General features: G+C 72.5%; 28 protein-coding genes. 13 read left to right on the top strand and 15 right to left on the bottom strand.

The genetic code is table 11. From position 1 onward, the window contains the following. Positions 1-60: 60 nt before the first annotated feature. Entirely contained in the window at positions 61-1,119 is a 1,059-nt protein-coding gene (locus tag ABZ808_RS15910; protein ID WP_357006322.1) for an aldo/keto reductase, read from the bottom strand. Positions 1,120-1,217: 98 nt separating this feature from the next. Between ABZ808_RS15910 and ABZ808_RS15905 the strand changes: the two genes are divergently transcribed. Further along, a complete protein-coding gene (locus tag ABZ808_RS15905) occupies positions 1,218-1,700 on the top strand; it encodes a hypothetical protein (protein ID WP_357006320.1) in 483 nt (160 codons plus the stop codon). A gap of 60 nt (positions 1,701-1,760) precedes the next feature. Here the strand turns inward: ABZ808_RS15905 and ABZ808_RS15900 are convergent, their stop codons facing one another. Continuing rightward, on the bottom strand, positions 1,761-2,273 hold the full coding sequence (locus tag ABZ808_RS15900; protein WP_357006817.1) for an HIT domain-containing protein: 513 nt from the start codon (positions 2,271-2,273) through the stop codon (positions 1,761-1,763). Positions 2,274-2,439: 166 nt separating this feature from the next. Here ABZ808_RS15900 and ABZ808_RS15895 point away from each other — a divergent pair, with 166 nt between their 5' ends. Further along, on the top strand, positions 2,440-3,180 hold the full coding sequence (locus tag ABZ808_RS15895) for a D-Ala-D-Ala carboxypeptidase family metallohydrolase (RefSeq protein WP_357006317.1): 741 nt from the start codon (positions 2,440-2,442) through the stop codon (positions 3,178-3,180). A 134-nt stretch (positions 3,181-3,314) separates the two neighbouring features. Here the strand turns inward: ABZ808_RS15895 and thrS are convergent, their stop codons facing one another. Beyond that, the gene (gene thrS / locus ABZ808_RS15890; RefSeq protein ID WP_357006314.1) at positions 3,315-5,324 is read right to left on the bottom strand and encodes a threonine--tRNA ligase; all 2,010 of its coding nucleotides are present in this window, start codon (positions 5,322-5,324) and stop codon (positions 3,315-3,317) included. A gap of 187 nt (positions 5,325-5,511) precedes the next feature. On the opposite strand from thrS, the gene ABZ808_RS15885 reads away from it, so the two are divergent. Then, the gene (locus ABZ808_RS15885; RefSeq protein WP_357006311.1) at positions 5,512-6,525 is read left to right on the top strand and encodes a DUF1775 domain-containing protein; all 1,014 of its coding nucleotides are present in this window, start codon (positions 5,512-5,514) and stop codon (positions 6,523-6,525) included. Positions 6,526-6,667: 142 nt separating this feature from the next. On the opposite strand, the gene ABZ808_RS15880 is transcribed toward ABZ808_RS15885, so the two are convergent. Next, positions 6,668-7,588 carry an ADP-ribosylglycohydrolase family protein gene (locus ABZ808_RS15880; RefSeq protein ID WP_357006309.1) on the bottom strand — a complete coding sequence of 307 codons (921 nt, stop codon included), beginning with the start codon at positions 7,586-7,588 and terminating at the stop codon, positions 6,668-6,670. Positions 7,589-7,661: 73 nt separating this feature from the next. Between ABZ808_RS15880 and ABZ808_RS15875 the strand changes: the two genes are divergently transcribed. Together ABZ808_RS15875 and ABZ808_RS15870 are read left to right on the top strand one after the other, a co-directional pair. Beyond that, positions 7,662-8,351: a response regulator transcription factor gene (locus ABZ808_RS15875; RefSeq protein ID WP_357006306.1), complete on the top strand. Its 690-nt coding sequence runs from the start codon at positions 7,662-7,664 to the stop codon at positions 8,349-8,351. A 29-nt stretch (positions 8,352-8,380) separates the two neighbouring features. Beyond that, positions 8,381-9,784 carry a HAMP domain-containing sensor histidine kinase gene (locus ABZ808_RS15870; RefSeq protein ID WP_357006304.1) on the top strand — a complete coding sequence of 468 codons (1,404 nt, stop codon included), beginning with the start codon at positions 8,381-8,383 and terminating at the stop codon, positions 9,782-9,784. 251 nt (positions 9,785-10,035) lie between these two features. On the opposite strand, the gene ABZ808_RS15865 is transcribed toward ABZ808_RS15870, so the two are convergent. Continuing rightward, complete coding sequence (locus ABZ808_RS15865; RefSeq protein ID WP_357006302.1) at positions 10,036-11,058, bottom strand: adenosine deaminase; 1,023 nt, start codon at positions 11,056-11,058, stop codon at positions 10,036-10,038. Further along, complete coding sequence (locus tag ABZ808_RS15860) at positions 11,055-11,849, bottom strand: trans-aconitate 2-methyltransferase (protein ID WP_357006298.1); 795 nt, start codon at positions 11,847-11,849, stop codon at positions 11,055-11,057. The genes ABZ808_RS15865 and ABZ808_RS15860 overlap by 4 nt, the downstream gene beginning before the upstream one ends. Before the next feature lie 83 nt (positions 11,850-11,932). Here ABZ808_RS15860 and ABZ808_RS15855 point away from each other — a divergent pair, with 83 nt between their 5' ends. Then, positions 11,933-12,916 carry an aldo/keto reductase gene (locus tag ABZ808_RS15855; RefSeq protein ID WP_357006296.1) on the top strand — a complete coding sequence of 328 codons (984 nt, stop codon included), beginning with the start codon at positions 11,933-11,935 and terminating at the stop codon, positions 12,914-12,916. 94 nt (positions 12,917-13,010) lie between these two features. Then, positions 13,011-13,202 carry a hypothetical protein gene (locus ABZ808_RS15850; protein ID WP_357006293.1) on the top strand — a complete coding sequence of 64 codons (192 nt, stop codon included), beginning with the start codon at positions 13,011-13,013 and terminating at the stop codon, positions 13,200-13,202. A 174-nt stretch (positions 13,203-13,376) separates the two neighbouring features. Here the strand turns inward: ABZ808_RS15850 and ABZ808_RS15845 are convergent, their stop codons facing one another. From ABZ808_RS15845 to ABZ808_RS15815, 7 genes are all read right to left on the bottom strand, one after another. Beyond that, the gene (locus ABZ808_RS15845) at positions 13,377-13,580 is read right to left on the bottom strand and encodes a cold-shock protein (RefSeq protein WP_011905669.1); all 204 of its coding nucleotides are present in this window, start codon (positions 13,578-13,580) and stop codon (positions 13,377-13,379) included. 322 nt (positions 13,581-13,902) lie between these two features. After that, a complete protein-coding gene (locus ABZ808_RS15840) occupies positions 13,903-14,175 on the bottom strand; it encodes a DUF4235 domain-containing protein (protein ID WP_357006291.1) in 273 nt (90 codons plus the stop codon). Continuing rightward, positions 14,172-14,546: a DUF3618 domain-containing protein gene (locus tag ABZ808_RS15835; protein ID WP_357006288.1), complete on the bottom strand. Its 375-nt coding sequence runs from the start codon at positions 14,544-14,546 to the stop codon at positions 14,172-14,174. The genes ABZ808_RS15840 and ABZ808_RS15835 overlap by 4 nt, the downstream gene beginning before the upstream one ends. Next, positions 14,543-14,977, bottom strand: a complete 435-nt coding sequence (locus ABZ808_RS15830; protein ID WP_357006286.1) for a phage holin family protein — start codon at positions 14,975-14,977, stop codon at positions 14,543-14,545. Before ABZ808_RS15830 ends, ABZ808_RS15835 begins: the two co-directional genes overlap by 4 nt. Positions 14,978-15,357: 380 nt before the next feature. After that, positions 15,358-16,551, bottom strand: a complete 1,194-nt coding sequence (locus ABZ808_RS15825; protein ID WP_357006283.1) for a mechanosensitive ion channel family protein — start codon at positions 16,549-16,551, stop codon at positions 15,358-15,360. 83 nt (positions 16,552-16,634) lie between these two features. Continuing rightward, on the bottom strand, positions 16,635-17,456 hold the full coding sequence (locus tag ABZ808_RS15820) for a DUF1206 domain-containing protein (RefSeq protein WP_357006281.1): 822 nt from the start codon (positions 17,454-17,456) through the stop codon (positions 16,635-16,637). A 60-nt stretch (positions 17,457-17,516) separates the two neighbouring features. Further along, positions 17,517-17,882, bottom strand: coding sequence for a hypothetical protein (locus ABZ808_RS15815; RefSeq protein WP_357006279.1), 366 nt, complete (start codon positions 17,880-17,882; stop codon positions 17,517-17,519). An 83-nt stretch (positions 17,883-17,965) separates the two neighbouring features. On the opposite strand from ABZ808_RS15815, the gene ABZ808_RS15810 reads away from it, so the two are divergent. Next, positions 17,966-19,195, top strand: coding sequence for a cysteine desulfurase-like protein (locus ABZ808_RS15810; protein WP_357006277.1), 1,230 nt, complete (start codon positions 17,966-17,968; stop codon positions 19,193-19,195). Further along, the gene (locus ABZ808_RS15805; protein ID WP_357006275.1) at positions 19,192-19,479 is read left to right on the top strand and encodes a GNAT family N-acetyltransferase; all 288 of its coding nucleotides are present in this window, start codon (positions 19,192-19,194) and stop codon (positions 19,477-19,479) included. The genes ABZ808_RS15810 and ABZ808_RS15805 overlap by 4 nt, the downstream gene beginning before the upstream one ends. A gap of 48 nt (positions 19,480-19,527) precedes the next feature. Here ABZ808_RS15805 and ABZ808_RS15800 read toward each other — a convergent pair whose 3' ends face one another. Then, positions 19,528-21,021, bottom strand: coding sequence for a glycoside hydrolase family 3 N-terminal domain-containing protein (locus ABZ808_RS15800; RefSeq protein ID WP_357006273.1), 1,494 nt, complete (start codon positions 21,019-21,021; stop codon positions 19,528-19,530). Between the two features lie 216 nt (positions 21,022-21,237). Between ABZ808_RS15800 and ABZ808_RS15795 the strand changes: the two genes are divergently transcribed. The 4 genes from ABZ808_RS15795 to ABZ808_RS15780 all read left to right on the top strand — a co-directional run bounded on the left by ABZ808_RS15795 (position 21,238) and on the right by ABZ808_RS15780 (position 24,667). After that, a complete protein-coding gene (locus tag ABZ808_RS15795; RefSeq protein ID WP_357006270.1) occupies positions 21,238-21,363 on the top strand; it encodes a hypothetical protein in 126 nt (41 codons plus the stop codon). A 90-nt stretch (positions 21,364-21,453) separates the two neighbouring features. Beyond that, entirely contained in the window at positions 21,454-22,404 is a 951-nt protein-coding gene (locus ABZ808_RS15790; protein ID WP_357006268.1) for a TIGR03557 family F420-dependent LLM class oxidoreductase, read from the top strand. Positions 22,405-22,477: 73 nt separating this feature from the next. Further along, positions 22,478-24,109, top strand: a complete 1,632-nt coding sequence (locus tag ABZ808_RS15785; RefSeq protein ID WP_357006265.1) for a RecQ family ATP-dependent DNA helicase — start codon at positions 22,478-22,480, stop codon at positions 24,107-24,109. Between the two features lie 54 nt (positions 24,110-24,163). After that, a complete protein-coding gene (locus ABZ808_RS15780; protein ID WP_357006263.1) occupies positions 24,164-24,667 on the top strand; it encodes a hypothetical protein in 504 nt (167 codons plus the stop codon). Here ABZ808_RS15780 and ABZ808_RS15775 read toward each other — a convergent pair. Then, complete coding sequence (locus ABZ808_RS15775; RefSeq protein WP_357006260.1) at positions 24,657-26,246, bottom strand: MFS transporter; 1,590 nt, start codon at positions 26,244-26,246, stop codon at positions 24,657-24,659. The genes ABZ808_RS15780 and ABZ808_RS15775 overlap by 11 nt on opposite strands. Positions 26,247-26,307 lie beyond the last annotated feature (61 nt).

Below are 26,307 nucleotides of genomic sequence, written 5' to 3'. Positions count from 1 at the left end.
GGGGCGAAGACCGCGCGCGGGGGCGGTGGGGGTGGCTCGGCGGGGGGGTGGGGTCGGGAGTTACGGGTGGGTTGTGGGGTGGGTGGGGCGGGGCCAGTGGGGGCGGTCGGCGTCGCGGAGGGCGGCGGTACGCAGGGCGGCGAGCTGACGTTCCACCTCGACGAACTGGTCTGCCGGCAGGGGACCTCGGTGCAGTGCTGCGGCGTTCTCCTCGACCTGGCTGACCGTACGACAGCCGGGGATCGGGATGGTGCGTCCGCTGCGCGCCCAGATCCAGCCCAGCGCGCCCTGCGCGAGGGTGCGCCCGTCGGCGGTGAGCGCGGCGCGGACCGCGCCGACCCGGCGCAGCCACTCCGGTGCTGGGCGGCCACCGCGGAACCACTCCAGCCAGCCGGGGGCCAGCCCGCGTACGTCGTCGCGGGGCAGCGTGGAGGCGGCCGTGTACTTGCCGGTGAGCAGGCCCATCCCCAGCGGCCCCTGGTTGATGCTGGCCAGGTCGTACTTGTCGCAGACGGCGAGCAGTTCGGGGGTGTCGCGCAGCACCGACAGGTTGTGCTGCACGGCGGTGGCGCCGGGGGCGGCGTGCCCGAACGCGGTGGCCCGGTCGGGGCGGTCGGTGCTCCACCCGTACGCGCGGATCAGGCCCTCGGTGATCAGGCCCTCGCAGGTGCCGATCAGCGCCTCCGCCCGGGGCATCGGCAGGTCGGCCAGGTGCAGTTGGTAGAGGTCGATCCGGTCGGTACGCAGCCGGCGTAGCGAGGCGGTCACGGCTCGCCGCAGGTACGCCGGTGACGCGTCGTCCCCGGTCGCCTGGCGGGTCGCCTCGTCGAAGGTGTAGCCCCACTTGGTGGCGATCACGGCTTCGTCGCGGCGGCCCGCGAGCGCCCGGCCGAGCACCCGTTCGCTGTGCCCGGCCCCGTACGTGTCGGCGGTGTCGAAGAGGGTCACGCCCAGGTCGAGGGCCCGGCGTACCGCCCGCACCGACTCGTCATCGTCGACGGCGCCCCAGCCCAGCGGCTGTGTCCCCTCCGCCCAGGGACCGCCGATCGCCCAGCACCCCATGCCGAGGGCGCTGACCTCGATGCCGCTGCGCCCCAACATCCGCGTCGTGACTGCCATCGGCCGATCGTGCCACCTCGGCGGGGTCGGGGCGTAGCAGATCCCGCGTGCGAATCGTGGGTGCGCGTCCACCGGTTCGGTGCGGCATGATCGGCCGCATGCGGAGGCTGGGTGTGGATATCGGCGGCGTGATCATCCAGCCGTCGGACGAGGACGCCGACACGTCCTTCTTCGGCGCGCACTACCTGCGTACCCCGGTGGTCGACGGGGCGTTCGACGCGCTCGCGGCGCTCGGGCCGGCGTTCGACGAGGTGCACCTGGTGTCCAAGTGCGGCGAGGCCACCGAACGGCGGACCCGCGGTTGGCTGGCCCACCACGACTTTCCGGCGCGCACCGGGATCCCCGCCGACCGGGTGCACTTCTGCCGGACCCGGCCGGCCAAGGCGCCGATCGCCCTGCGGCTCGGGCTGACCCACTTCGTGGACGACAGGCTGGAGGTGCTCGGCTACCTCGACTCGGTGCCGTACCGCTTCCTGTTCCGACCCCGCCCGGCGGAGGTCGCCGCGCACGCGGCGCTGCTGCCCCGCGTACACCGGGTGGAGAGCTGGCCGGAGTTGACCCCGCTGCTGCGCGCCGACTAGCCAGACCGGCGCGGACGTCGCGCACCAGCGGCGGTAGGACGGCCAGCGGACCAGCGACGGTCAGGACGGCCAGGCGCGGGCGAGCAGGTCGCGGGTGTCGCCGAGTAGTTGCGGCAGCACCTTGGTGCGGCCGATCACCGGCATGAAGTTCGCGTCGCCGCCCCAGCGCGGGACGACGTGCTGGTGCAGGTGCGCGGCGATGCCGGCGCCGGCCACCCCGCCCTGGTTCATCCCCAGGTTGAAGCCGTGCGCGTTGCTCACCTTGCGGATCACCCGCATCGCCGTCTGGGTGTACGACGCCAGCTCGGTGGTCTCCGGCACGTCCAGGTCGGTGTAGTCGGCGACGTGCCGGTACGGGCAGACCAGCAGGTGCCCCGGGTTGTACGGGTAGAGGTTGAGCACCACGAAGACGTGCTCGCCGCGGGCCACCACCAGGCTCTCCTCCGGTGGGAGCCCCGGGGCCAGGCAGAACGGGCAGCCGGTCGGCTTCTCGTAACCCTCGGCGGGGCGGTCCTCGCCGGAGATGTAGGTCATCCGGTGTGGCGTCCAGAGCCGATCCAGGCCGTCCGCCATGCCACCGCTGTCCGTGTGCCGCTCCGCCCCTGTCACGAGCCGATCCTACGGAGCCGCGCCGACGGGCCGCGACACCCTCCGCCCGGGAAAACTCCTTGCTGCAAGTTCTTGACGGATCGATGCCCGAACCTGAAAATTCCATGCATCCACGTACTTCCATTTACTGATGGAGAGCTACATGATCCGACGGCTCGGCAGAATCCTCGCGGCACTCGCGCTGACCGCCGCTACTACCATGACCGGCGTCACCCTCACCGCCAGCGCGGCGCAGGCGGACGGCTGCTACACCTGGGGTCGCGCCCTGTCCCAGGGGATGTCCGGCGAGGACGTCCGGCAGCTCCAGATCCGGGTCGCGGGCTACCCCGGCTACGCCGCAGTGCTCACTATCGACGGCGCGTACGGCCCGGCCACCCGCTCCGCGGTGATCCGCTTCCAGCAGGCGTACGGGCTGTCCGCCGACGGGGTGGCCGGCGCGCAGACCTTCAACCGGCTCTACGCCCTCCAGGACGACGACTGCACGCCGGCCAACTTCAGCTACGCCGAGCTGAACAACTGCAACAGCACCTGGGCTGGCGGCGCGGTCGCGGCGAGCACCGCGCGGTTCAACGCGCTCGTCTCGATGTGGAAGCTCCAGGCCCTACGACACGCCCTCGGGGACGTGAACATCGTGATCAGCAGCGGCTTCCGCAGCGCCGCCTGCAACAACGCGGTCGGCGGGGCATCGAACAGCCGGCACATGTACGGCGACGGAGTGGACCTGGTCGGCTCCCCGTCGTTCTGCCGGCTGGCCCAGCAGGCCCGCTACCACGGCTTCGGGCAGATCCTCGGCCCCGGCTACCCGGCCCACAACGACCACACCCACGTGGCGGCCGTCGGAGGCTGGTCAGCGCCGAACTGCGGCGTCTGACAGCCACCCCGGCCGCGCCGCCGCGCCGGCCATGATCGTGCTCGAACATGGATGTAGTGGCCTCCCAGCACGGGGAGGCCACTACATCCTGGATCGAGCACGATCATGAACGCGGCCGGAGCGACCGCGGCGCGTTACTCCGCGGCGGCGGACGGGCCGATGTTCGTCCGGGAGGACACCACGTCGAGCACGTGGGTCACCGCCTCGGCGATCGGCACCCCGTTGCGCTGGGAGCCGTCGCGGTAGCGGAACGACACCGTCCCGGCGGCCACGTCGTCGTCGCCGGCGATCACCATGAACGGGATCTTCTGCTGCTGAGCGGTGCGGATCTTCTTCTGCATCCGGTCGTCACCAGCGTCCACCTGCGCTCGGATGCCCTCCGCGCGCAGGGCCGCGACGAAGCCGTGCAGGTAGTCGGTGTGGTCCTCGCGGATCGGGATGCCCACCACCTGCACCGGGGCAAGCCACGCCGGGAACGCCCCCGCGTAGTGCTCGGTGAGCACCCCGAAGAACCGCTCGATTGAGCCGAACAGCGCCCGGTGGATCATGACGGGTCGCTGCCGGCTGCCGTCGGCGGCCTGGTATTCCAAGCTAAACCGCTCCGGCTGGTTGAAGTCGACCTGGATGGTGGACATCTGCCAGGTGCGGCCGATCGCGTCGCGCGCCTGCACCGAGATCTTCGGCCCGTAGAACGCCGCGCCGCCCGGGTCGGGCACCAGGTCCAGGCCGGAGGTCGCGGCGGCGGTCCGCAGCGCCTCGGTCGCCTCCGCCCAGTCCTCGTCGGCGCCGATGAACTTGGGCGAGTCGTCCCGGGTCGACAGCTCCAGGTAGAAGTCGTCCAGCCCGTAGTCGCGCAGCAGGTCGAGCACGAAGCTGAGCAGCGTGGACAGCTCACCGGCCATCTGCTCGCGGGTGCAGTAGATGTGCGAGTCGTCCTGGGTGAGGCCACGAACCCGGGTCAGACCGTGCACCACGCCGGACTTCTCGTACCGGTAGACCGTGCCGAACTCGAACATCCGCAGCGGCAGCTCCCGGTACGACCGCCCGCGCGACCTGAAGATCAGATTGTGCATCGGGCAGTTCATCGCCTTGAGGTAGTAGTCCGCGCCTTCGAGCTGCATGGGCGGGAACATGGTGTCCGCGTAGTACGGCAGGTGACCGGAGGTCTGAAACAGCTGCGCCTTGGAGATGTGCGGGGAGTTCACGAACTCGTACCCCGCCTGCTCGTGCCGTTGGCGGGAGTAGTTCTCCATCTCCCGACGGATGATCCCGCCCTTGGGGTGGAAGACCGCGAGGCCGGAGCCGATCTCGTCGGGGAAGCTGAACAGGTCCAGGTCCGCGCCGAGCTTGCGGTGGTCGCGCCGGGCGGCCTCCTCCAACAGCTTCAGGTACGCCTTGAGCTCGTCGCGGGTCGGCCACGCGGTGCCGTACACCCGCTGCAGTTGGGGGTTCTTCTCCGACCCGCGCCAGTACGCGGCGGCCGAGCGCATCAGCTTGAACGCGCCGATCAGCCGAGTGGTGGGCAGGTGTGGGCCCCGGCACAGGTCCGACCAGCAGACCTTGTCCTCCTTGGCATCGACGTTGTCGTAGATCGTCAGCTCGCCGCCGCCGACCTCCATCACCTCGTCGGTGTCCAGGCCCTCGCCCTTGACCTCGATCAGCTCCAGCTTGAACGGCTCGTCGGCCAGCTCGGCGCGAGCCTCGTCGAGGCTGCCGAAGCGACGCCGGCGGAACCGCTGCCCGGACTTGATGATCTCCTGCATGCGCTTCTCGAGCTTGCCGAGATCGTCGGGCTGGAACGGCTTGTCGACGTCGAAGTCGTAGTAGAAGCCGTTCTCGATCGGCGGCCCGATGCCCAGCTTGGCCTCGGGGAAGATGTCCTGCACGGCCTGCGCGAGCACGTGGGCGGTGGAGTGACGCAGCACGTTGAGCCCGTCGGGCGAATCCAGGCTGACCGGCTCGACGACGGTCTCCTCGGCCGGCGCCCAGTCCAGGTCACGCAGCTGACCCTCCGGGTCGCGGACCACGACGATCGCCTTGGGGCCGTTCGCGGGCAGTCCGGCCGCGGCCACCGCGTCGGCCGCCGTCGTCCCGGCGGCGACGACGACAGGGTCGGCCACGGCGGGGGTACGGGGTGCGGACACGGTGACTCCTTCAGGTGGTACGAAACGGGGCCGTCCTCGGCTCCTGCCGATGCTATCGGTCCACCCACCCCCGCCAGGGAAGGGCACCTTCCTAACGGCCGCCGTTGAACCTTTCGCGCCTCGGAGCCGAACTACCAGGTGTGGCCGGAACCGGTGCCGGCCGCGTCGACACGGATGGGGGCACGAGATGGCGAGCACGCACGGCGGTGACCGGCGGCGGATCGCGGCGGTGACCGCGCTGACCGCCGCCGGTCTGCTGCTCGGATGGCCCGGCACGGCGCACGCCGCGGACGTGACGACCACCCCGACCGAGGCCCGGCAGGGCGACGCGGTACGGCTGGAGTTCAGCGTGCCCGAGGAGCGGGCCGGCACCACGACCCGCCAGATCGAGGTCCGGTTGCCGGCCGACGCGCCGGTGGCCGAGGTCTACCCGATGTCGGTCGACGGCTGGGCACCCAAGATCAGCTCCCGTACCCTCGACAAGCCGGTCGCCGGAATGCACGCCCCCGGGGTGACGACCGTGACCACCGCGGTGACCTGGGTCCGCGTCGGCGAGAGCGCGCCCGGCCCGGCCCGGCTGGCGTTGTCCATGGGCCCGCTGCCGCAGGCCGAGCGGCTCGCCTTCGAGGTCGTCCAGACGTACGCCGACGGCACGGTGGTTCGCTGGGCGGACACCGACGGCGCGCACCGCGCCCCGGTGCTCACCCTGCTGCCGGCAGCCGCCGGTGCCGCCGGACCGGTCGGGCACGGCGGCCACGGCGCCCCGGCAGCCGGCGCGGCGACCGGCCCCGACGCTGGCGCGAACGGTGGTGCTGGTCGTGACGGTGGTGCTGGTGCCGACGGGTCGGCGGTGGCCGGGGCGGGCGCTGGCGGCGAGGAGTCCGGCAGCGCCGACGCCATGTTGGCGGCCGGCCTGTTGGCGGGGCTGGGCGGCGGCGCGGCGATCGGCTGGCTGGTCAGCCGGTTGCGCCGGCGCGACCCGGCCGAGGACGCCGCGCTCGCCGAGGTGACCGGTAGTGCGGACGAGGCTGCGACGCCGGCCGACCGGACGGAGGCCGACCGGACGCCGGCCGACCGGACGGAGGCCGACCCGACGCCGGCCGTTTCCACGAAGGCGACACCGGCACCGGCGGCGTCTGACGCCTCGGCATCAGCCGAGGCGGAGCCTGCGTCCGTCGGCGACCCGGTGCGCACCGGCTGAGCGACCATCATCAACTCCAGCTCGCCGACATGGCGGCATCCCTCGCCCGGGACACCGCCATATCGCCGATACTGAGTTGATCATCGTCAGGGCGCCCAGGTGGGGCGGGCGCGGACGGCCAGTCACAGCTCGGGCGTCGTCGTCAGGGCGCCCAGGCCGGTAGCGGCTCGCGCGCGGCCAACCACGGCTCGGGCACTCCGCCGGGCGTGCCGACACCGGTGTACGCGGCCACCACCGCGCCGGCGATGGCGGCCGTGGTGTCTACGTCCCCGCCGGCCCGCACGCACGTCTGGATCGCCGCCGGATAGTCGTCGAGGTGCGTGGCGGCAACCCAGAGGGTGAACCCGACGGTGTCCTGGGCGGTTACCCGGGAGCCGTTGCCGAGCGCCGCCACCACCCGGGGCAGCGGCCGGCCGAGCAGCCCGATCGCCCGGTGCACGCCGCGGTGCACCTCGGTCCCCGGCTCGATCGCGGCGGCGATCCCGGCGAGCAGCCGGTCCGGGGCCGGCCGATGTCCGTCGAGGCGGGCCCGGGCGGCGAGCGCGGCGGCGACCGCCACGGCGACCGCGCCAGCGATCCCCTCGGGATGCGCGTGGGTCACCTCGGCCGAGGCTCGAGCCTGTGCGGCGGCACGGGCGGTGGAGTCGGCGAAGTACGCGCCCAGCGGGCCGACCCGCATCGCCGCGCCGTTGCCGCAGGATCCCTGCCCGTCGAAGGCGAACGCGGCGGCCACCGGCCACGGGGTGCCGGTGCGGATCAACCGCAGGATCAGCATCGCGCCGGCGCCGTAGCCCCGCTGGGCGCCGCAACGCTCGGCGAACGCCAGCGCCAGCCGGTCCCGGTCGATGTCGCCGGACGCGGCAAGCTCGGCGACCACCGAGCAGGCCATCTCGGTGTCGTCGGTCCACTCCCAGGGCGCCGGGGGCAGGGTCGCCTCGGTGAGGTGCTCCGGCGCCGGCCCCGACAGGAAGAACTGCGCGCCGAGCGCGTCGCCGGTGGAGAGGCCGGCGAGGCTGTCCCGGGCGAGCGCCATGCGGGCGTCGGCAAAGAGGGTGAAGGACATCGTCGTACCAGCTTGCCCGGTTCCCAGGTACGTCGCAACGCGATCAACTTGCCAGGCCAAGTACGGTCTTGTCGTGGCCTCCGTGCTCCTGGTCGAAGACGATCACGTCGTACGCGGCGCGATGCTGCGCTCCCTCGCGGACCGGGGGCACGCGGTGCACGCCGTGGGCACCGCCCTGGACGCGTTGCGCCGGGTCGCCGCGGAGACACCCGACCTGGTGGTGTTGGATCTCGGTCTGCCCGACCTGGACGGCTCGGACGCGCTGCGGATGCTGCGCGGCATCACCGACGTCCCGATCATCATCGCCACGGCCCGGGACGACGAGCAGTCGGTGGTCAAGCTGCTGCGCGCCGGGGCCGACGACTACATGGTCAAGCCGTTCACGGGCGCGCATCTGGACGCTCGGATCACCACGGTGCTGCGTCGGGCCGGGCGGGCCAGTCGGACGGTGCAGCCCGCCGTGCACACCGTCGGCGGGCTGCGGGTGGACGTCGGTGAGCGCAGCGCCGTCCTCGACGGGGAGCCGCTGGCGCTGACCCGCAAGGAATTCGACCTGCTGGCGTATCTCGCCGCACGACCCGGGCGGGTAGTGTCCCGCCGGGAGCTCTTGGAGGAGGTATGGCGGCAGCCATCGGTCGGCGAGGATCAGACCATCGACGTTCACCTGTACTGGCTCCGCCGAAAGATGGGCGAGTCCGCGGCGAAGCCGCGCTACCTGCGCACCGTGCGGGGGGTCGGGTTCCGGCTGGTGGCACCGGACTGAGGACGGCGCTGGCCCTGCTCACGGCCGGCATGTGCAGCCTCGTCGCGCTCGCCTTCCTGATTCCACTCGGGCTGAGTCTGCGCGAGCAGACCCGGGACGAGGCGATCGCCGACGCGGCTCGTCGTAGCGCCCTGGTGACCGGGGCGCTCGCGGTGAGCACCGAGCCGGCGGTGGTCGAGCGGGCCGTGGTCGCCAGCGGTGCGGGCACGTCCGACCCGCCGGTGGTGCACGGGCTGGGGCTCGACGAGTCCGCCGGCCGCGCCAGTGGCAGTGACCTGGCCCAGGCCCGCGCCGACCGACGCTCGCTGGTCGTCGACGTCGAGGGCGGGGTGGTCCGGCTCGACCCGGTGGTCCTGGGCGACCAGACGGCGGTCGTCGAGGTTTTCGTACCGGATTCGAGGCTGGGTGAGGGTGCCGGCGGCACGTGGCTGCTGTTGTTCGCGGTCGGCGCGGCGATGGTGGGCGCGGCGGTGCTGGTGGTCGACCGGGTCGCCGCCCGCGCGGTGGACTCGACCCGGGGCTTGGTGAAGGCGGCCCTGTCGATCGGTGACGGCGACCTGGGGGTACGCGTCGAGCCGACCGGTCCCCGCGAGCTGGCCGAGGCCGGGTACGCGTTCAACCGGATGGCCGACCGGCTGGACGCGGCCCGCACCGACGAGCGGGAGCTGGTGGCGGACCTGTCGCACCGGCTGCGTACCCCGTTGACCGTGCTGCGGCTGGACGCGGAGGCGTTGGAGTCCGACGACACCAGCGTGGGTTCGTTCAGCCAGGCGGAGCTGGACCGGCTCCGGGGCATCCGGCGGATCCGGCAGGCGATCGTCACCCTCGAGGGTGAGATCGACGTGCTGATCAAGACCACCCGCAAGGCGGTGGCACACGAGGCCGGGCCGGCGATGTGTGACGTCAGCGAGGTGGTCCGGGACCGGATGGTCTTCTGGGCCGCGCTGGCCGGCGACCAGAACCGGCCGCACCGGGTGATCGGCGCGCAGCTGCGCATCCCGGCTCCGGTGCCGCGCGCCGAGCTGGCCGCCGCGCTGGACGCGGTGATCGGCAACGTCTTCCGCTACACCCCGCAGGGGACGGCGTTCGAGGTGGCCGTGTCCCGCCGCGACGGGTACGTGGCGATCCGTGTCGACGACGCCGGCCCCGGCATCGCCAACCCGGATCGGGCGCTGCGCCGGGGCACCAGCGACCAGGGCTCGACCGGGCTCGGCCTGGACATCGCCAAGCGGGTGTCGTTGCAGGCGAACGGGTCGGTGAGCATCGACCGGGCGCGGCTGGGCGGTGCCAGCGTGGTGATGCTGCTCGCCGACCCGGAGGCGACGCCCCGGCAGGTCAACCGGTTCGGCCTGGTGGGTCGGATGGCGCGCGACGCCCGGGACCAGAAGACCAGCGGTCGGCGCTGGCCCCGCCAGCGCCCCACCGACAACTGAGCGGCTGAGCCGCCCGACGGGCGGCCGCCAGGGGCGCGGGCTGTGGGCCGGCGCAAGTCTTCCTTAGATCGCGGTTAACGACCGCGATGAAGCGGTCGCGGGCTGCCAGGATCAAGGCACGAACCCACCAGTTCCACCGGCCAGCGCACCGCGCATCAACCGGCCGGTGGAGCCGTGCGCGCGGCGGGAGCCCAGGTCCCCCCACACCCACACTCCCGCCGCGCGCCCTGCTCCCCCACCCCGATCCCGGCTCAGCCGGCGGTGGCGAGGTGGGCGTCGATCTCGGCGATGATCCGCTGCTTGCCGGCGGGGTCGAGGAACGACGCGGTCACCGCGTTGCGGGCCAGCCCGGCCAGCTCCCGCGGCCCCGCCCCGAGCAGTCGGCCCGCCACCGCGTACTCGTCGTTGAGGGTGGTGCCGAACATCGGCGGGTCGTCGGAGTTGATGGTGACCAGCAGCCCGGCCTCGACCAGTCGGGGCAGCGGGTGCTCGTCGAGGGTCGCCACGGCACGGGTCCGTACGTTGGACGTCGGGCAGATCTCCATCCCGATCTGCCGCTCGGCCAGGTACGTGAGCAGTTCCGGGTCCTGTGCGGCGGAAATGCCGTGCCCGATCCGTTCGGCGCCCAGCTCGCGCAGCGCGTCCCAGACCGTCTGCGGGCCGGTGGTCTCGCCCGCGTGCGGCACCGAGCGGAGCCCGGCCGCGCGGGCCTGGTCGAAGTAGGGTCGGAACTGCGGCCGGGGTACGCCGATCTCCGGGCCGCCCAGACCGAAGCTGATCAGCCCGTCCGGGCGTTGGTCGAGCGCGATGCGCAGCGTCTCCTCGGCGGCGGGCAGTCCCGCCTCACCGGGAATGTCGAAGCACCAGCGCAGGTCGAGGCCGAAGTCGGCGGCAGCGCGCTTGCGGGCGTCCTCGATCGCCTCGCAGAACGCCGGCGCGGGGATGCCCCGGCGTACGTGCGAGTAGGGGGTGATGGTCAGCTCCGCGTACCGGACCTGCTGGCGAGCCAGCTCCCGGGCCACCTCGTGGGTGAGGATCCAGACGTCCTCCGGGTCCCGGATGAGGTCGACCACGCTCAGGTAGACCTCGATGAAGTGCGCGAAGTCGCGGAACTCGAAGTATTCGGCGAGGGCGTCCGGGTCGGCCGGCACCGGTGAGCGTCCCTCGTGCCGGGCGGCCAACTCGGCGACGATCCGGGGCGAGGCGGAGCCGACGTGGTGCACGTGCAGCTCCACCTTGGGCAGGCCGGCGATGAAGGTGGACAGGTCGGTCACGGATTCTCCTGGGCACGGTCGCCGGTGTGGGCGACGACGAAGACACGACGGAACGGGAAGTACACCTGACCCTGCCGCACCGGGTACGCGGCGGCGAGCCGTACCCCCAGCTCGGCCCGGAAGGCCGACCAGCCGGCGGCGTCCAGCGCGGCCCGGACCGGGCGCAGCGCGGTGCCCTCCATCCAGGCCAGCACCGGGTGGTCGGCGGCGGGAGAGGCCGGCAGCAGGTGCACGTAGGTAGTTTCCCAGGCGTCCACCGCGCAGCCGGCGGCGGTCAGCAGTTGCGCGTAGTCGGCCGGGTCGTCGACGGGGTCGGCGCGCAGCAGCGGGGTCAGCTCGGCGCGCCAGTCGGGGCGGTCGGCGACCTCGCGCAGCGCCCGGTGGGAGGGTGCGTCGAAGTTGCCGGGGACCTGCATGGCGAGCCAGGCGCCGGCGGGCAGGTCGGCTGTCCAGCGCCGCAGCAGCTCCTGATGGCCGGGCACCCACTGCAGCGCCGCGTTGGTGAGGACCACGTCCTCGTCACCGGTCGGCCGCCAGTCGCGCAGGTCGGCGACGGCGAACTCGGCCGGGGTCGGCAGGGCGTTGGCCCGGTCGATCATCTCGGGCGAGGAGTCGAGGCCGAGGACCCGGGCGGCGGGCCAGCGTTCGGCGAGGGTGGCGGTGAGCTGGCCTGGGCCGCAGCCGAGGTCGACCACCGTGCGGGGCCGGGCGGCCGGGATCCGGGCCACCAGGTCGTGGAACGGTCGGGAGCGCTCGTCGCCGTAGCGCAGGTACGTCGTCGGATCCCACATCGTCGCCTCCCAAACCGTACGTCCGTCTTGTTTACGATATGACTCGCGTGGCAGGCCGGCAACCCGATCACTAGGCTCAGGGCATGGAACAGCGCAACTTCACCCGGCTCGGCCGGACCGTCGGAGTGGTCGGCCTCGGCGCCTGGCAGCTCGGCGCGGACTGGGGCACCGTCAGCGAGGCCGACGCCATGGCGGTGCTGACGGCCGCCGTCGACGACGGGGTCACCTTCCTGGACACCGCCGACGTGTACGGCGACGGCCGCAGCGAGCAGCTCATCGGTCGCTTCCTGCGCTCCCGCCCCGACGCCGGCCTGACCGTGGCCACCAAGATGGGCCGGCGGGTCGAGCAGCGGCCCGAGGCGTACACCCTGGCCAACTTCCGGCAGTGGACCGACCGGTCCCGGGCCAACCTCGGGGTGGACACCCTGGACCTGGTCCAGCTGCACTGCCCGCCCACCGCCGTCTTCGCCGACGACGCGGTCTTCGACGCCCTGGACACCCTCGTCGCCGAGAAGGCCATCGCCGGGTACGGCGTCAGCGTGGAGACCTGCGACCAGGCGCTCACCGCCATCGCCCGGCCCGGCGTGGCGAGTGTCCAGATCATCCTCAACGCGGTCCGGCACAAGCCCCTGGAGCAGGTGCTGCCGGCGGCCGCGCGGGCCGGGGTCGGCATCATCGCCCGGGTGCCGCTGGCCAGTGGCCTGCTCTCCGGCCGGTACGACGAGCACACCGAGTTCCCGGCCGACGACCACCGCAACTTCAACCGGCACGGCGCGGCGTTCGACGTCGGCGAGACGTTCTCCGGTGTCGACTACACGCAGGGCCTGGCCGCCGTGCGCCGGCTCGCGCCGCTTGTCGACGCCGACCGCACGATGGCGCAGTTCGCGCTGCGCTGGGTTCTGGACCAGGCCGGCGTCACCGTCGTCATCCCCGGCGCCCGCGACGCCGAGCAGGCCCGGCGCAACGCGGCCGCTGCCGACCTGCCGCCCCTCACGGCCGCGCAACTGGCCGGGGTACGCGAGGTCTACGACGAGCTGATCCGCCCGCAGGTGCACGACCGGTGGTGAACCGCGCACCCGGGATGCTCGCGTCGGGTCAGGTGAGCGGCCATGCTGGGTCAGCGGGGTCGGGCTCGGCCCGATCCGGCCCGAAGGAGGCGTGATGAGGGGCTGGCTGATGCTCACCCTCGGCCTGCTCGCGCTGGTCGTCGGTGCGGTGTGGACGGTGCAGGGCCTCGGGTACGTCAGCGGCAGTGTGATGACCGACGAGCCGCTCTGGGCCGTGCTCGGGCCGATCGTGGCCCTGGTGGGGCTGGTGACGCTCTGGCTGGGCCTGCGCTCCCGGCGTCGCTGACCGGTCGGGCTCGCCGCCGTCCACAGTGTCGCGAAATGACCGGCCATCGGCTGGCCCGGGGGGTTGACCGGTCGCCGCTGGACGTGAAAAGCCCCGCATCCCGGGCGGGATGCGGGGCTACACAACGACCCTGCTCGGATCGTCCCGGTTGCCGGTGGGGGCCGGCCACCTTGGTCAGAGCGGACGGACCTGCTCCGCCTGCGGGCCCTTCTGACCCTGGGCGATCTCGAACTCCACCCGCTGGTTCTCCTCCAGCGTGCGGTAGCCGCTGGTCTGGATGGCCGAGAAGTGGACGAACACGTCAGCACCCCCGCCGTCGACGGTGATGAAGCCGAAGCCCTTGTCAGCGTTGAACCACTTCACGGTTCCCTGCGCCATGTGTATCTCCTTCTAAAACTGGCGGCCGTGCACGCCGTGCGGCCGATTGGCCGTTTTCGAGCAGCGGCGTCTGAGGCGGCCCCCACGAAGGAGACTTCTCTCAACCCACGCCATCTCGCAACAGCGTGGAAAGCAAATCACGTACGCAAAAAGTCTGCACGACCTGTCCGACGAATTTCTCCGACATGTGACCTGACGGATGCCTCACATCGCTGGGCGGTCCGCAAGGGCATGCGAAAGGCCCCCTTCCCGCCGTTGCGGAAAGGGGGCCCTGGAGTCGTTGCCGGTCAACGGGCGGACACTGCGCCGGGTGTGGCGGCTGTCAGTCCGGCCATCGGCCGGTCATGCGGCGGACGCCCACCGCCCCGCCCCGGTCCACGGCGGCCCGGACGACCGCGAAGATGGCCCCCTGCAACGCCGCGGCGGCCAGGACCTCGCCCCAGCGACGGTCCTCGTCGGTCGCGTTGGGCGCCTCACCGTCGCCTGCGGTGATCTTCCAGACCTGCCGGAAGATCGAGCCGGCCACCGCACCCGCGGCGATCCCCAACAGCACGCCGACCGGCCGATACGCGGCCCTGCCGATGCTCCTGCTCACCTACGCCTCCCACGCACGATCATCAGCACGACCACGGTCGCCACCGCGCCGGCGGCGATCGCCGCCCACGGCAGCGGGTTGCGTCGCACCAGCTCGCCCTTCTGCTGCGCCTGTGCGCGCACCAGCCCACCCTTGTCGTACGCCTGGGCGCGTGCCATCCCCGCACCACGCGCGGCCTGCCCCCGAACCCGGGCCACGGTCTGCGCCGCCTGCTCGCGCATGCGTTCCCGCGCCTGCTCGGCGGACTCCTTCAGTCGGGCCTTGACGTCCGCCCTGGCGGCCAACGCCTCCATCGTCTCGCCCAGCTCGACCCGGGTGCGGCGGATCTCCTCACGGAGCGCCTCCGTGTCACCCGTCCCGTTACCCGTCATGCCCGTCCCCTGTCCTTCACCGCGGCGGCGACGGTGTCCACATCAGCCCGCAGACTGCGGACCGTGGCCGCCGGCACCGGTGGGACCGCACGGCTGACCTGCTTCTTGCCCAGCAGGGCGAGGATGCCGGCCACCAGGAAGAGCGCCACCGCCACGATCAGCGCGGCGGCCCAGGCGGGCAGCACCAGGTCGAGCAGCAGAATCGCCGTGACGACCAACGCGCCCAGGCCGTAGAACGCCAGTGCGCCGCCGCCGCCGAACAGGCCGATCCCGATGCCGGCGTGCTTGCCCTTCTGGGTCAACTCCGCCCGGGCCAGCGTCAGTTCGTCCCGCACCAAGCGGGAAACCTGCTCGGCGGCCCGCTGCACCAACTCGGCGGTGGAGGGCTCGCTCCCGTTCCGGGATGTGCGGGCATTCGCCACGTCAGCCATGCTGTCCTCCTTTCCTCATCACCGCGCTGTATGCCCGGAGTCGTCGCTCGTCAATCCTAGAGCGCTCTGACCCGGTCACCGTTCTGGTTGTCCGGCTCGCCGCGCCGCCAATCCGCGGTCACCCCGACCGCGCAAAAGACACCCGGCAGCAGATCCCCACCCCAAGCCCAACCAAACCTCCCACCCACTCCCATCCCCGCCCACCAAGTTCCCACCCGCCCCCAACACCGTTCTCGCACCGTTCTCGCACCGTTCTCGCACCGCTCTCACACCGTTGATCATGAAGTTAGTGACGCGACACGCCGGCAGGGCCGCCGCTAACTTCATGATCAACCGGGGGGTGGGGGTGGGCCGGGGGGTGTGGGCCGGGGGTGGGTGGGTCAGCGGGGGGTGGGTTGTTCTTCGGGGCCCACGAAGGCTTCGCTGCGGGCGTCGCCGTCGTCGCTGCCGCCGAAGACCCGGGCGTCGTCGGGCGCCTCGGTGTCGGTCGCGCGGCGGGCCGGGCGGCGCGGCTGCACCCACTGCCAGGGCAGGTTGCTGCTGGCGTCGCCCAACTCGGTGCGTATCCGGGGCATCGCGGTGGGGCGGTTGTCGCGGATCCAGGCCACCAGGTGCTCGCGGACCAGGCAGCGCAGGTCCCACAGGCTGCCCGCGTCGGCGGCGCTGACCAACGCCCGCAGTTTCACCATCCCGCCGGTGGCGTCGGTGACCTGCAGGACGCAGACCCGACCGTCCCACAGCTCGGTGCCCTCGACCAGGCGCCGCAGTTCCTCCCGCATGACCTGCACGGGCACCGCCCAGTCGACGTCGAACTCGGCGGTGCCGAGCACCGCCGCCTCGGTCCGGGTCCAGTTCTGGAAGGGCTTGCTGGTGAAGTACGAGGTGGGCAGGATCAACCGCCGGTCGTCCCAGATCTGGACCACCACGTAGCTGAGGGTCAGCTCCTCGACCCGGCCCCACTCCCCCTCCACGACCACGACGTCGTCGAGGCGCACCGCATCGCTGAAGGCGAGTTGCAGCCCGGCGAAGACGTTGCCGAGCAGGCTCTGCGCGGCCAGCGCGGCGACCACACCGACCACACCGGCGGAGGTCAGCACGCCGGCCCCGATGCCACGCACGCTGGGGAACGTCATCAGCATGACGCCGACGGTCAGGATGACGATCACCGCGATGGTCAGCCGCCGCAGCATCACCACCTGGGTACGCACCCGTCGGGCGTGGCGGTTGTCCGGCACGTCGACCCGGAACCGGGCCAGCGCGGTGTCCTCCACGACCACCAGCAGCGACGCCACCAGCCAGGCCGCGCTGGCGATCACGCAGAGCACCAGCAGGTGCAGCAGGATCTTGCGCCAGGGGGTGCCGACCGCGTACCCGGTGCTGAATCGGACGCCGAGCTGCACCGCGAAGACCGTCGCCGCGACCTGGAACGGACGGTGCGCGTGGTCGGTCAGCTCGGTGAGCAGCAGCGACCGGCGGCCGAACCGCCGGATGAGCCGGTGGGTGACCACGGCCAGAAAGAGGGCGACCGCCGCCGCGACGAGCGCGGCGACGGCCGTTTCGACATAACTCTGCACGATTTCGGTGCTTCCCTTCGACCAGGCGTCGGGCACTTCGGGCAAAAGCCCAACAGTGCCCGACGTCCTCGGAATCGACCAGCTCAGACCTTGCGGTACCGGGACTGGAGGAAGCAGTAGACGCCGAAGGCGGCGATACCCAGGGCGACGAGGGCCAGCAGGAACGTGCCGTAGGACTGCTCGCGCAGCGTGTGCAGCGCGGCGTCCAGACCGCGTGCCTTCTCCGGGTCGTAGTTGACCGCCGCCGTGATGATCAGCAGGCCGGAGATCCCGAACGCGACGCCCTTGGCCGTGTATCCGGCGATGCCGAGGCGACGGGCCAACTGGCGGGTCTTCGGGCTCATCTCGCCGGTCTTCAGGTGCCTCTCGAACTTCTTGCGGATGCCGTAGATCACCAGGCCGACACCGAGCGCGGCGAGACCCAGCCCGGCCAGACCGACGAGCCAGCGACCACCGGTGGAGGTCATCAGCTGGCCGGTCAGCGCCTCCTGCTTGTCGGCGCTGTTCGAGTCGGCGTCGGAGAAGACCTTGAACGCGGTCCAGGCGAAGTAGAGGTAGACGATGGTCCGCCCGGCCGAGGCGACCCGTTCCATGACCCGTTCCTTGCCCCGCTCGGCGCGGTGCCCGACCGCCGCCTCCAGTGCCTGCCAGATCGCCATGGCGAGCAGACCGACAGCGATGGCGATGACGAGGAACTTGCCCAGCGGCTGCTGGGAGAGCGTCCGCAGTGCACCGGACTGGTCGCCGTCCTCGGACGGCGAGCCGAACGCGATCTGCAACGCCAGCCAGGCGAAGAGCAGGTGGACGATGCCGTAGCCGATGAAACCGGCACGGGCGAGGAGTTCCAGCCACCTGCTGTCCGCCGTGCGGGAGGCGGTGGCTTCGGCGTTACGAGTAAGTGACATGGCGCCACAATCTCCGATTGCGAAGATTCTCAAACGTCGACCACCGCCGCCCGCCCCAGGTCAGTTGCCCGGGTTACGCGAGACGCGGATCTTGACCTGTTGGTCGGTGACGCTGTCGAGGGTGACCGCGAAGCCTCCGGCCTCGGTGGCCTGCTGGCCGGTGGTGAGGGTGAGCTGCTCGCCGGCGACCTCGACGGTCACCTGGTCCCCCTCCGCACCGACGAGCTTGGCCTCGACGCCCAGGATGGTGGTCCTGGCGTCGACACCCCGATCGAAGGTGACTGTGCAGGCGTCCAGCCCGCAGTCGGTGGAGGCGCCCTGGGAGCTGCAGCCTGCGAGCACGGCGAGGCCGAGCGCCAGGCCGGCGAACAGACCGGCGGCGCGGCGGACGGGGGGCAGCGAAATGGTGGCGGATCGATTCGTCACCTCGCCAAGAGTACGAGACGTCGGCGAACCCTCCGCCCAACGCCGATCACCTCGGCGTTAGGGCACCGGCTAGGGTCCGGGACATGCCGTTCGACATCGCCCGCACACGGGCCGCCTACCCCGCCCTGACCGAGGGTTTCGTCCACTTCGACGGTGCCGGGGGCACCCAGACCGCGGCCGGTGTGATCGACGCGGTCACCGACGCCATGCGCGCGGCCGTCGGCAACCGCAGCGCCGCCTCCGTCCCGGGCCGCCGCTCCCTGGACATGGTGGCCGCCGCCCGCTCGGCGGTGGCCGACCTGCTCGGCGCCGACCCGGCCGGGGTGGTGCTCGGCCCGAGCGCGACCGCGTTGACGTACACCCTGGCCCGTACGCTCGGGGCGGGCTGGCGCCCGGGCGACGAGGTGGTGGTCTCCCGGCTCGACCACGACTCGAACGTGCGCCCGTGGGTGCAGGCCGCCGAGGCGGCCGGCGCGACGGTGCGCTGGGCCGAGTTCGACCGGCACACGGGCGAGTTGCCCGCCGGGCAGTACGCCGACCTGGTCGGTGAGCGGACCCGCCTGGTGGCGGTGACCGCCGGCAGCAACGCCATCGGCACCGTGCCGGACGTGCCGGCGATCGCCAAGACGGCGCACGCGGTCGGTGCGCTGGTCTACGTCGACGGCGTGCACGCCGTGCCGCACGGGCCGACGGACCTGGCGTCGCTCGGCGCCGACGTGCTGGTCACCAGCGCGTACAAGTGGTCCGGGCCACACCTGGCGGCGATGGTGGCGGCCGACCCGGGCCGCTGGGCGGCGCTGCGTCCGGCGAAGTTGATCCCGTCCTCCGACGCGGCGCCGGACCGCTTCGAGTACGGCACCCCGAGCTTCCCGCTGCTGGCTGGCGTGACCGCCGCGGTGGATCACCTGGCCGGGCTCGACCCGGACGCGGTCGGGGACCGGCGGGCGCGGCTGCGGGCCGGGCTGGCCGCCGCGCAGGCGCACGAGGAGGCGCTGCTGGACCGGCTGCTCACCGGGCTCGCCGAGCGGCCCGCGATCACCGTCTACGGCACCCCGGCGCGGCGCTGCCCGACGGTCTCCTTCCGGGTCGCCGGAATGTCGCCGGAGGCCACCCAGGAGGCGCTGGGCGCCGCCGGGTTCTGCCTCTCGTCCGGCGACTACTACGCCTACGAGTACTTCCAGGCGATGGGGCTGCGCGACAGCGGCGGCGCGGTGCGGGCCAGCATCTACCACTACAACACGGCGGACGAGGTGGACCGGTTGCTCACCGAACTGGACACGGTGGCCGACGGCGGAGAGAGAATGGCCAGGTGAGCACCCTCGTCGAGGACAACCCCGCCAAGAACCGCTTCGAAATCCTGGTCGACGACGCGCTGGCCGGTTTCACCGCGTACGTGCCCCGCGGGGAGGTGCTGGTTTTCACGCACACCGAGGTGGACCGGAGCTTCCAGGGCAAGGGCGTCGGTGGCGCGCTGATCCGGGGCACCCTGGACCAGGTCCGTGCCCGTGGCGGCCGGGTGGTCCCGCAGTGCCCGTTCGTGGCCGCGTTCATCGACCAGCACCCCGAGTACGCGGACCTGGTCGCCGAGCAGCTGTGACGCGCGGCTGACCGGCCGTGGGGGCTGACCGGCGCCGAGCCGAGCGGGTCAGTGCAGCCGGCCGGTCAGCACCTCGGCGGCGGCCTGTCCGCTGGCCCGCGTCCCGCTGTGGGTGGCCAGGTGCACCGCTCCGGTGACCAGCTCGGGCACGCCCAGCTCGACCACTATCGCGTCCGGTCGGGCGGCCAGCGCTCGTCGCACGGCGGCGCGCATCCAGTCGTGCCGGTGCAGGTCGCGGACCACCAGCACCAGCGGGCGGTCGCCGGCCTCGGCGCCCGGATCCGCCGGCACGTCGGGCTCGGCGTAGCGGACCGTCGTCGTGCCGGGCAGCAGGCCGCCCAGCGGCTCGCCGATGCCCCACGGCGTCTCCGCCCCGATGGCGATGTTGCGCGGCGGCTCGAACTCGACCACGTACGCCGCGCGGGTCAGCGGCAGCGTGGCCCTGCCGGCCGGGGCGGTGCTGACGCGTACGGCTCGGCGGGCGGCGACCAGCCCGACATCGGTGACGCCCCGCGCCGCGCCGGTGTTCGCGCCGCGTGCGGCGACGGTCCAGGCCGCGAGCTGCCCGACCCGCTTGGCGGCTTCGGCGAGGCGTTCCTCGGGCAGTTCGCCCGCGATGACCGCGGCCACGATGGCGTCGCGCAGCTCGCGGGCCGACTGCTCGTCGGCCCGTTCGCCGCCGATGCAGATCGCGTCGGCCCCGGCGGCGAGCGCGCGGACCGCCGCGCCGGCGAAGCCGTACCGGTCGGCGACCGCGCGCATCTCCACCGCGTCGGTCACCACCACGCCGGAGAAGCCCAGCTCGTCGCGGAGCAGCCCGCCCAGGATGCGCTGGCTCAGCGTGGCCGGCAGGTGCGGGTCGAGGGCGGGCACCAGCAGGTGGCCGGTCATCACCGCCTGCACCCCGGCGGCCACGGCGGCCCGGAACGGGGCCAGCTCGCAGGCGTCGAGCCGGTCCCGGTCGGCGGTGATCCGGGGCAGGTCGTGGTGCGAGTCGACGCGGGTGTCGCCGTGCCCGGGGAAGTGCTTGGCGCAGGCGGCCACACCACCGGCCTGGAGGCCGCGAACCCAGGCGGCGGTGTGCCGCGCGACAAGCGCCGGGTCGGCACCGAACGAGCGGACGCCGATCACCGGGTTCTCCGGGTTGGAGTTGACGTCGGCGTCCGGGGCGTAGTTGAGGGTGACCCCCGCCTCGGCCAGCTCGACGCCGAGGTCCCGGGCGACGGCCTCGGTCAGCGCCGGGTCGTCGACCGCGCCGAGGGCGAAGTTGCCCGGCCTGGAGCTGCCGTGGACCGACTCGATCCGGGTGACGTCGCCGGCCTCCTCGTCGATCGCCACGATGACGTCCGGCCGCTCGGCGCGCAGCGTCGCGGTCAGCGCCGCCACCTGGGCGGGGTCGACGACGTTGCGGGCGAACAGCACCACCGAGCCGAGGCCCTCGCCGAGCCAGCGGCATACCCACGGTGGCGGGGTGGTGCCGACGAAGCCGGGTTGCAGGACGGCAGCGGCCAGCTCCGGAAGGTGCCCGGTCGGCGCGGTCACGCCGCCTCCTCCTGGCGCTCCGCGTCGGTCGCCGGTGCCGGCGCGGTTGCGTCGACCCGCTGGTTGCGCTCGCTCATGCGGCTCCCGTACCCCATCTCTCGCGCGCCCTCGGCGCACCGCCACCGGCAGGCGGTGCTGCCATGGTCACACCGAGCGATGAAATAGTCAATAAACCTTACAGTTGCCTGACAGCGCGCTCCCCGGGAGAGTGCGGGGATGGAACCCGCCCTGCTGGCCGACGCGACGAGCCCGGCCGACATCCCCGGCGTACGCCTGCTCGGCCTGGTGGTCGGCGCCCTGCTGCTGCTCGCCGCGATCCGGGCGATGTTCGGCCGGCGCTGAACGCGGCCCGCACGCCGGAGCCGGGTGTGGCCGACGGCGACCGGGGTACGGCTGTCCCCATCAGCAGGTCCGCGTGCCGAAGGGGAAGCAATGAAGATCGGTTATTTCCTGTCCAGTGAGGAGTTCACGCCAGCAGAACTGGTGGAGCAGGCACGCGGCGCCGAACGGGCCGGGTTCGAGGCGCTGTGGATCTCCGACCACTACCACCCGTGGGTGGACGCGCAGGGCCAGAGCCCGTTCGTCTGGTCGATGATCGGCGCGCTCAGCCAGGTGTGTTCGCTGCCGGTGACCACGGCGGTGACGTGCCCGACCGTGCGGATCCACCCGGCCGTGATCGCCCAGGCGGCGGCGACCAGCGCGGTGCTGCACGGCGGGCGGTTCGTGCTCGGCGTCGGCACCGGCGAGGCGCTCAACGAGCACATCTTCGGCGACGCCTGGCCGCAGGCCGACGTCCGGCTGGAGATGCTGGAGGAGGCCGTCGAGGTGATGCGCGAGCTGTGGGGCGGCGGCTTCGTCAACCACCACGGCACGCACTACACCGTCGAGCACGCCCGCATCTACACGCTGCCCGACACTCCCCCGCCGATCTACGTCTCCGGGTTCGGCCCGAAGGCCATCGACCTGGCCGCCCGGATCGGCGACGGCTACGTGAGCACCATGCCCGACGGCGAGATGGTCCGGCGCTTCCGCGAGAACGGCGGCGGCGACAAGCCGTGCCAGGCCGGCTTCAAGGCGGCGTACGCGGCCAGCGAGGAGGAGGGCCTGCGGATCGCGTACGAGCGCTGGCCCAACGCGGGGGTGCCCGGTGAGCTGTCCCAGGTGCTGCCCTCGCCGCGGCACTTCGAGCAGGCCGCCCAACTGGTCACGCCGGAGATGGTGAAGGACGCGTTCGTCTGCGGCGACAGCGCCGACGCGCACCTGGAGATGATCGACCAGTACGCCAAGGCCGGCTTCGACGAGGTGTACGTGGCCAACACCGGCCCGCACCACCAGGGCCTTTTCGACCTGTACCAGCGCGAGGTCCTGCCCCGCCTGCGCTGAGCCCCGCACCAACGAGCCCATGATCGTCCGAACGTGTTTCGGCGGTCATGGGCTCGGGTACCTCCGGCCCTCGATGAAACTGTCCACGCATTCGATGACGTTGCGCCGCGCGGCCCGGAGCCTCTTCGGCTGGAAGGCGCTGCGGCCCAACCAACTGGCCGCCATGCGCGCGGTCATGAAGCGACGCGACGCCCTGGTGGTGTTGCCCACCGGCGCCGGCAAGTCGGCCATCTACCAGATCCCGGCCAGCCTGATCCCCGGGCCGACCGTCGTGATCTCTCCGCTGCTGGCCCTGCAACAGGACCAGATCGCGGCCCTCAACGAACGCCAGCGCCCCGAGCTGCGGGCGGTACGGATCAGCTCGAACGAGTCGCCCAGCCAGCAGGCCGAGGCGATCGCCGAGATCCGTACGGGCCGCGCGGAGTTCCTGTTCATCACCCCGGAGCAGCTCAGCAACCCGGACCGGATGGCCGAGGTCGCCGCGCTCAAGCCCGCGCTGGTGGCGATCGACGAGGCGCACTGCATCTCGGCCTGGGGGCACGACTTCCGCCCCGACTACCTGGCGCTCGGACACCTCATCGAGGGCATCGGCCGGCCGCCGGTGGTCGCGTTGACCGCCACCGCCTCCCCACCCGTACGCGACGACATCATCGCCCGACTGCGGCTGCGCGAGCCGGAGGTTGTGGTGTCCGGGTTGGACCGGCCGAACCTGTTCCTGGAGGTGGCGCACTGCCCCACCGAGGACTACCGGTGGCGGCGGCTGGTCGCGCTGCTGCGGGACGACGAGCGGCCGGGGATCATCTATGTGCCGACCCGCCGGTCGGCCGAGGAGCTGGCCTCCCGGTTGACCGACGCGGGCTTCCCGGCGCAGTTCTACCACGGTGGAATGTCGGCCGGAGCGCGCAACGAGCTGCACGAGGCGTTCCTCGCCGACCAGGTGCCGATCATGGTGGCCACCTCGGCGTTCGGCATGGGCATCGACAAGCCGAACATCGCCTGGGTGGTGCACATGGCGCTGCCCGACTCGCCGGACAGCTACTTCCAGGAGATCGGCCGCGCCGGGCGCGACGGGCAGCCGGCCCGGGTGCTGCTGCTCTGGCAGGCCGAGGACGTGGGCCTGCAACGCTTCTTCAGCGGCGGTCTGCCGGACGAGAACGAGCTGCGGGACCTGGCCGCGCTGCTACGCCGCAAGCCGGCCACCAAGACCGAGCTGCGCGAGGTCACCGGACTCGGGCCGCGCAAGCTGGGCCAGTACCTCTCCCTGTTGGAGCAGGTCGGCGCGGCCGAGCCACGCGCCCGCCAGCGCATCGGCGCACCCCGCTACGCCCCCACCCCGGCCGACGCCGCCGCAGCGGCGCTGGCCGAGGCGGAGCGGCAGCAGACGGTCACCCGGTCCCGCACCGACATGATGCGGGCCTTCGCCGAGACCACCGCCTGCCGGGGGCAGACCCTGCTGGCCTACTTCGGCGAGCAGATGACCAAGGTCTGCGCGCACTGCGACAACTGCCACAACGGCACCAGCGCGGCCGACCAGGGCGCGGTCGGGCCGTTCCCGGTGCACAGCCAGGTGCGCCACCCGGAGTGGGGGCGCGGCATGGTGCTCTCCTACGAGGACGACAAGATGACGGTTCTCTTCGACGAGGTCGGGTACAAGACGCTGTCGGTGCGCGTGGTGTCCGAGCAGGGTCTGCTGACGCTGGACTAGCCTGACCCGGCCAACCGATTGACCAGAGCAGAGCAGGGTGGAAGGGGCGTTGCCGTGATCGAGCAGCCGGCGTACACCGGTTTCGGTTTCTCCGACGGGGAGTGGGGGCTGCTGGTCGGCCTGCCGCAGTCGGTGCTGACCGCGGCGAGCGCCGCCGAGTCCGACGGCACCCGCCGGACCATGGCGGAGAACGCGGCCGGGTTGGAGACGATCGCCGCCGGCCGGGAGTCGGCCAGCCCGCTGGTCGCCGCCGTGGCCGGCGAGATCGTGACCCGGGTCGGCGACCCGGAGACCGGCGAGGAGTTGCCGACCATCGCGCCCGCCGACCCGCGCGCGATGATCGACGACGTGTTGGTGCGGGCCGGTGAGGCGTCCGCGCTGCTGGCGGCGCGGGTCGACGAGGGTGCGGCCGGCGCGTACCGGCACTGGCTGGTGCAGATCGCCGAGCAGGTGGTCGGCGCCGCGTCCAGCGGTGGGCTGCTCGGCCTCGGCGGCGAGACGGTCAGCGACTCGGAGCGGCGCTTCCGCGACCGGCTCGCGCAGGTGCTCAACGACTGAGCGGCGACAACGAGGTATCAGTCGGACCGGTCGGCTCGGCGGCCACCGCCGCGGGGTCGACCGGCCGGACGCCACGGAGCGCGACCAGCGCGGTGACCGCGCCCGCCAGCATCGCCACCGTGGCGGCGATCGCGGCGAGGTGCAGCCCGTCGGTGAACGCGACCCGGGCGGCGTGCAGCACCGCGTCGGCCAGATCCGCCGGCAGCTCCCGCGCCACCGCGAGCGCTCCGCCCAGGGTCTCTCCTGCCGCATCGCCGGCCTCCACGGGCAACCCGGCCGGCAGGCCGTCGAGGATCTCGCGGCGGTACACGGCCGCGCCGACGCTGCCGAGGATCGCCATCCCCAACGCGCCGCCCAGCTCGCTGCTGGACTCGGTCAGCGCCGACGCCACCCCGGCCTGCTCGGGCGGCGCCGCGCCGAGCACCAACTCGGTGACGAGTGACATCACCATCACCAGGCCACCCGCGTAGACGCTGGCGCCGACGAGCAGCAGCCAGAGCGGCGTCTCAGGGGTGACCCGGGTCAGCACCACGAAGCCGAGCGCGGCGCTCCCGAAGCCGGCCCCGATCAGGTACGCCCGCTCGACGCGCTGGGCGAGCGCGGCGGCGGCCGGCGCGATCGCACCCACCGCGAGCGACGGCACCAGGCTCCACAGTGCCGCCCGCAGCGGGCTCAGGCCGAGCACCAACTGGAGGTGCTGGGTGGTGAAGATGGCGAAGCCGACCAGGGCGAACATCGCCAGCAGGTTGACCGCGAGCGACCCGGCGAAGCCGCGGCGGCGAAACAGCGCCAGGTCGATCATCGGGTACGCCCGGGTCCGCTGCCGGTGCAGGAAGAGCGCACCGACCAGCAGACCGGCGACGATGGCCAGCACCCGCGCCGCGTTGACGCCGTCGCGGGCCATCTCCTTGATCCCGTAGATCACCGGTAGCAGCGCGGCGAGTGACAGCACCGCGCTGAGCAGGTCGAACCGCCCGGCCAACCGGTTGCGGAACTCGGGCACCAGGACCGGGGCGAGCAGGAGCAGCAGCAGCATCGCCGGGATGTTGATCAGGAAGATGGAGCCCCACCAGAAGTGCTCCAGCAGGACGCCGCTGAGCACCGGACCGATCGCGACGCCGCCGGTGAGCGTGGCGGTCCAGATCCCGATCGCGGTGCCGCGCTGCCTGGCGTCGTGGAACATGTTGCGCACCAGGGCGAGCGTGGACGGCATCAGGGTGGCCCCACCCACGCCGAGTACGGCGCGGGCGGCGATCAGCGTCTCGGCGCTGTCGGCGTACGCGGCCAGCAGGGACGCCGCCCCGAACGCGACGGCGCCGATCAGCAGGAGCCGGCGACGGCCGATCCGGTCGCCGAGGGCACCCATGGTGATCAGCAGCCCGGCCAGCACGAAGCCGTAGATGTCGAAGATCCAGAGCTGCTGGGTGGCCGTGGGGCGCAGCTCCTCGCTGATGAACGGGACGGCGAAGTAGAGCACCGACACGTCCATCGAGACCAGGAGCAGCGGCAGCATCAGCACCGTGAACCCGATCCACTCCCGCCGGCCGGCCCGCGGTGCCGGCGTGATGGTCGTCGTCATGATCAACCCTTTCTGCGTATGGCGTACGCTGTTATGCGTAGACCATACGCAGAACTAGGAT

Origin of the sequence: Micromonospora sp. NPDC047527 (assembly GCF_040643015.1) — a bacterium.
GTDB lineage: Bacteria > Actinomycetota > Actinomycetes > Mycobacteriales > Micromonosporaceae > Micromonospora.
This window is presented reverse-complemented; position numbering and strand designations above follow the sequence as displayed.

Bases quoted from the DNA above. Each gene is read 5' to 3' on its own strand.
- ABZ808_RS15785 (WP_357006265.1), top strand. From the start codon at position 22,478: ATGAAACTGTCCACGCATTCGATGACGTTGCGCCGCGCGGCCCGGAGC.
- ABZ808_RS15900 (WP_357006817.1), bottom strand. From the start codon at position 2,273: ATGGCGGACGGCCTGGATCGGCTCTGGACGCCACACCGGATGACCTAC.
- ABZ808_RS15775 (WP_357006260.1), bottom strand. From the start codon at position 26,246: ATGACGACGACCATCACGCCGGCACCGCGGGCCGGCCGGCGGGAGTGG.
- ABZ808_RS15845 (WP_011905669.1), bottom strand. From the start codon at position 13,580: ATGGCGCAGGGAACCGTGAAGTGGTTCAACGCTGACAAGGGCTTCGGC.
- ABZ808_RS15790 (WP_357006268.1), top strand. From the start codon at position 21,454: ATGAAGATCGGTTATTTCCTGTCCAGTGAGGAGTTCACGCCAGCAGAA.
- ABZ808_RS15905 (WP_357006320.1), top strand. From the start codon at position 1,218: ATGCGGAGGCTGGGTGTGGATATCGGCGGCGTGATCATCCAGCCGTCG.
- ABZ808_RS15830 (WP_357006286.1), bottom strand. From the start codon at position 14,977: ATGGCTGACGTGGCGAATGCCCGCACATCCCGGAACGGGAGCGAGCCC.
- ABZ808_RS15850 (WP_357006293.1), top strand. From the start codon at position 13,011: ATGAGGGGCTGGCTGATGCTCACCCTCGGCCTGCTCGCGCTGGTCGTC.
- ABZ808_RS15835 (WP_357006288.1), bottom strand. From the start codon at position 14,546: ATGACGGGTAACGGGACGGGTGACACGGAGGCGCTCCGTGAGGAGATC.
- ABZ808_RS15795 (WP_357006270.1), top strand. From the start codon at position 21,238: ATGGAACCCGCCCTGCTGGCCGACGCGACGAGCCCGGCCGACATCCCC.
- ABZ808_RS15885 (WP_357006311.1), top strand. From the start codon at position 5,512: ATGGCGAGCACGCACGGCGGTGACCGGCGGCGGATCGCGGCGGTGACC.
- ABZ808_RS15860 (WP_357006298.1), bottom strand. From the start codon at position 11,849: ATGTGGGATCCGACGACGTACCTGCGCTACGGCGACGAGCGCTCCCGA.
- ABZ808_RS15880 (WP_357006309.1), bottom strand. From the start codon at position 7,588: ATGTCCTTCACCCTCTTTGCCGACGCCCGCATGGCGCTCGCCCGGGAC.
- ABZ808_RS15855 (WP_357006296.1), top strand. From the start codon at position 11,933: ATGGAACAGCGCAACTTCACCCGGCTCGGCCGGACCGTCGGAGTGGTC.
- ABZ808_RS15820 (WP_357006281.1), bottom strand. From the start codon at position 17,456: ATGTCACTTACTCGTAACGCCGAAGCCACCGCCTCCCGCACGGCGGAC.
- ABZ808_RS15910 (WP_357006322.1), bottom strand. From the start codon at position 1,119: ATGGCAGTCACGACGCGGATGTTGGGGCGCAGCGGCATCGAGGTCAGC.
- ABZ808_RS15870 (WP_357006304.1), top strand. From the start codon at position 8,381: ATGTGCAGCCTCGTCGCGCTCGCCTTCCTGATTCCACTCGGGCTGAGT.
- ABZ808_RS15810 (WP_357006277.1), top strand. From the start codon at position 17,966: ATGCCGTTCGACATCGCCCGCACACGGGCCGCCTACCCCGCCCTGACC.
- ABZ808_RS15895 (WP_357006317.1), top strand. From the start codon at position 2,440: ATGGAGAGCTACATGATCCGACGGCTCGGCAGAATCCTCGCGGCACTC.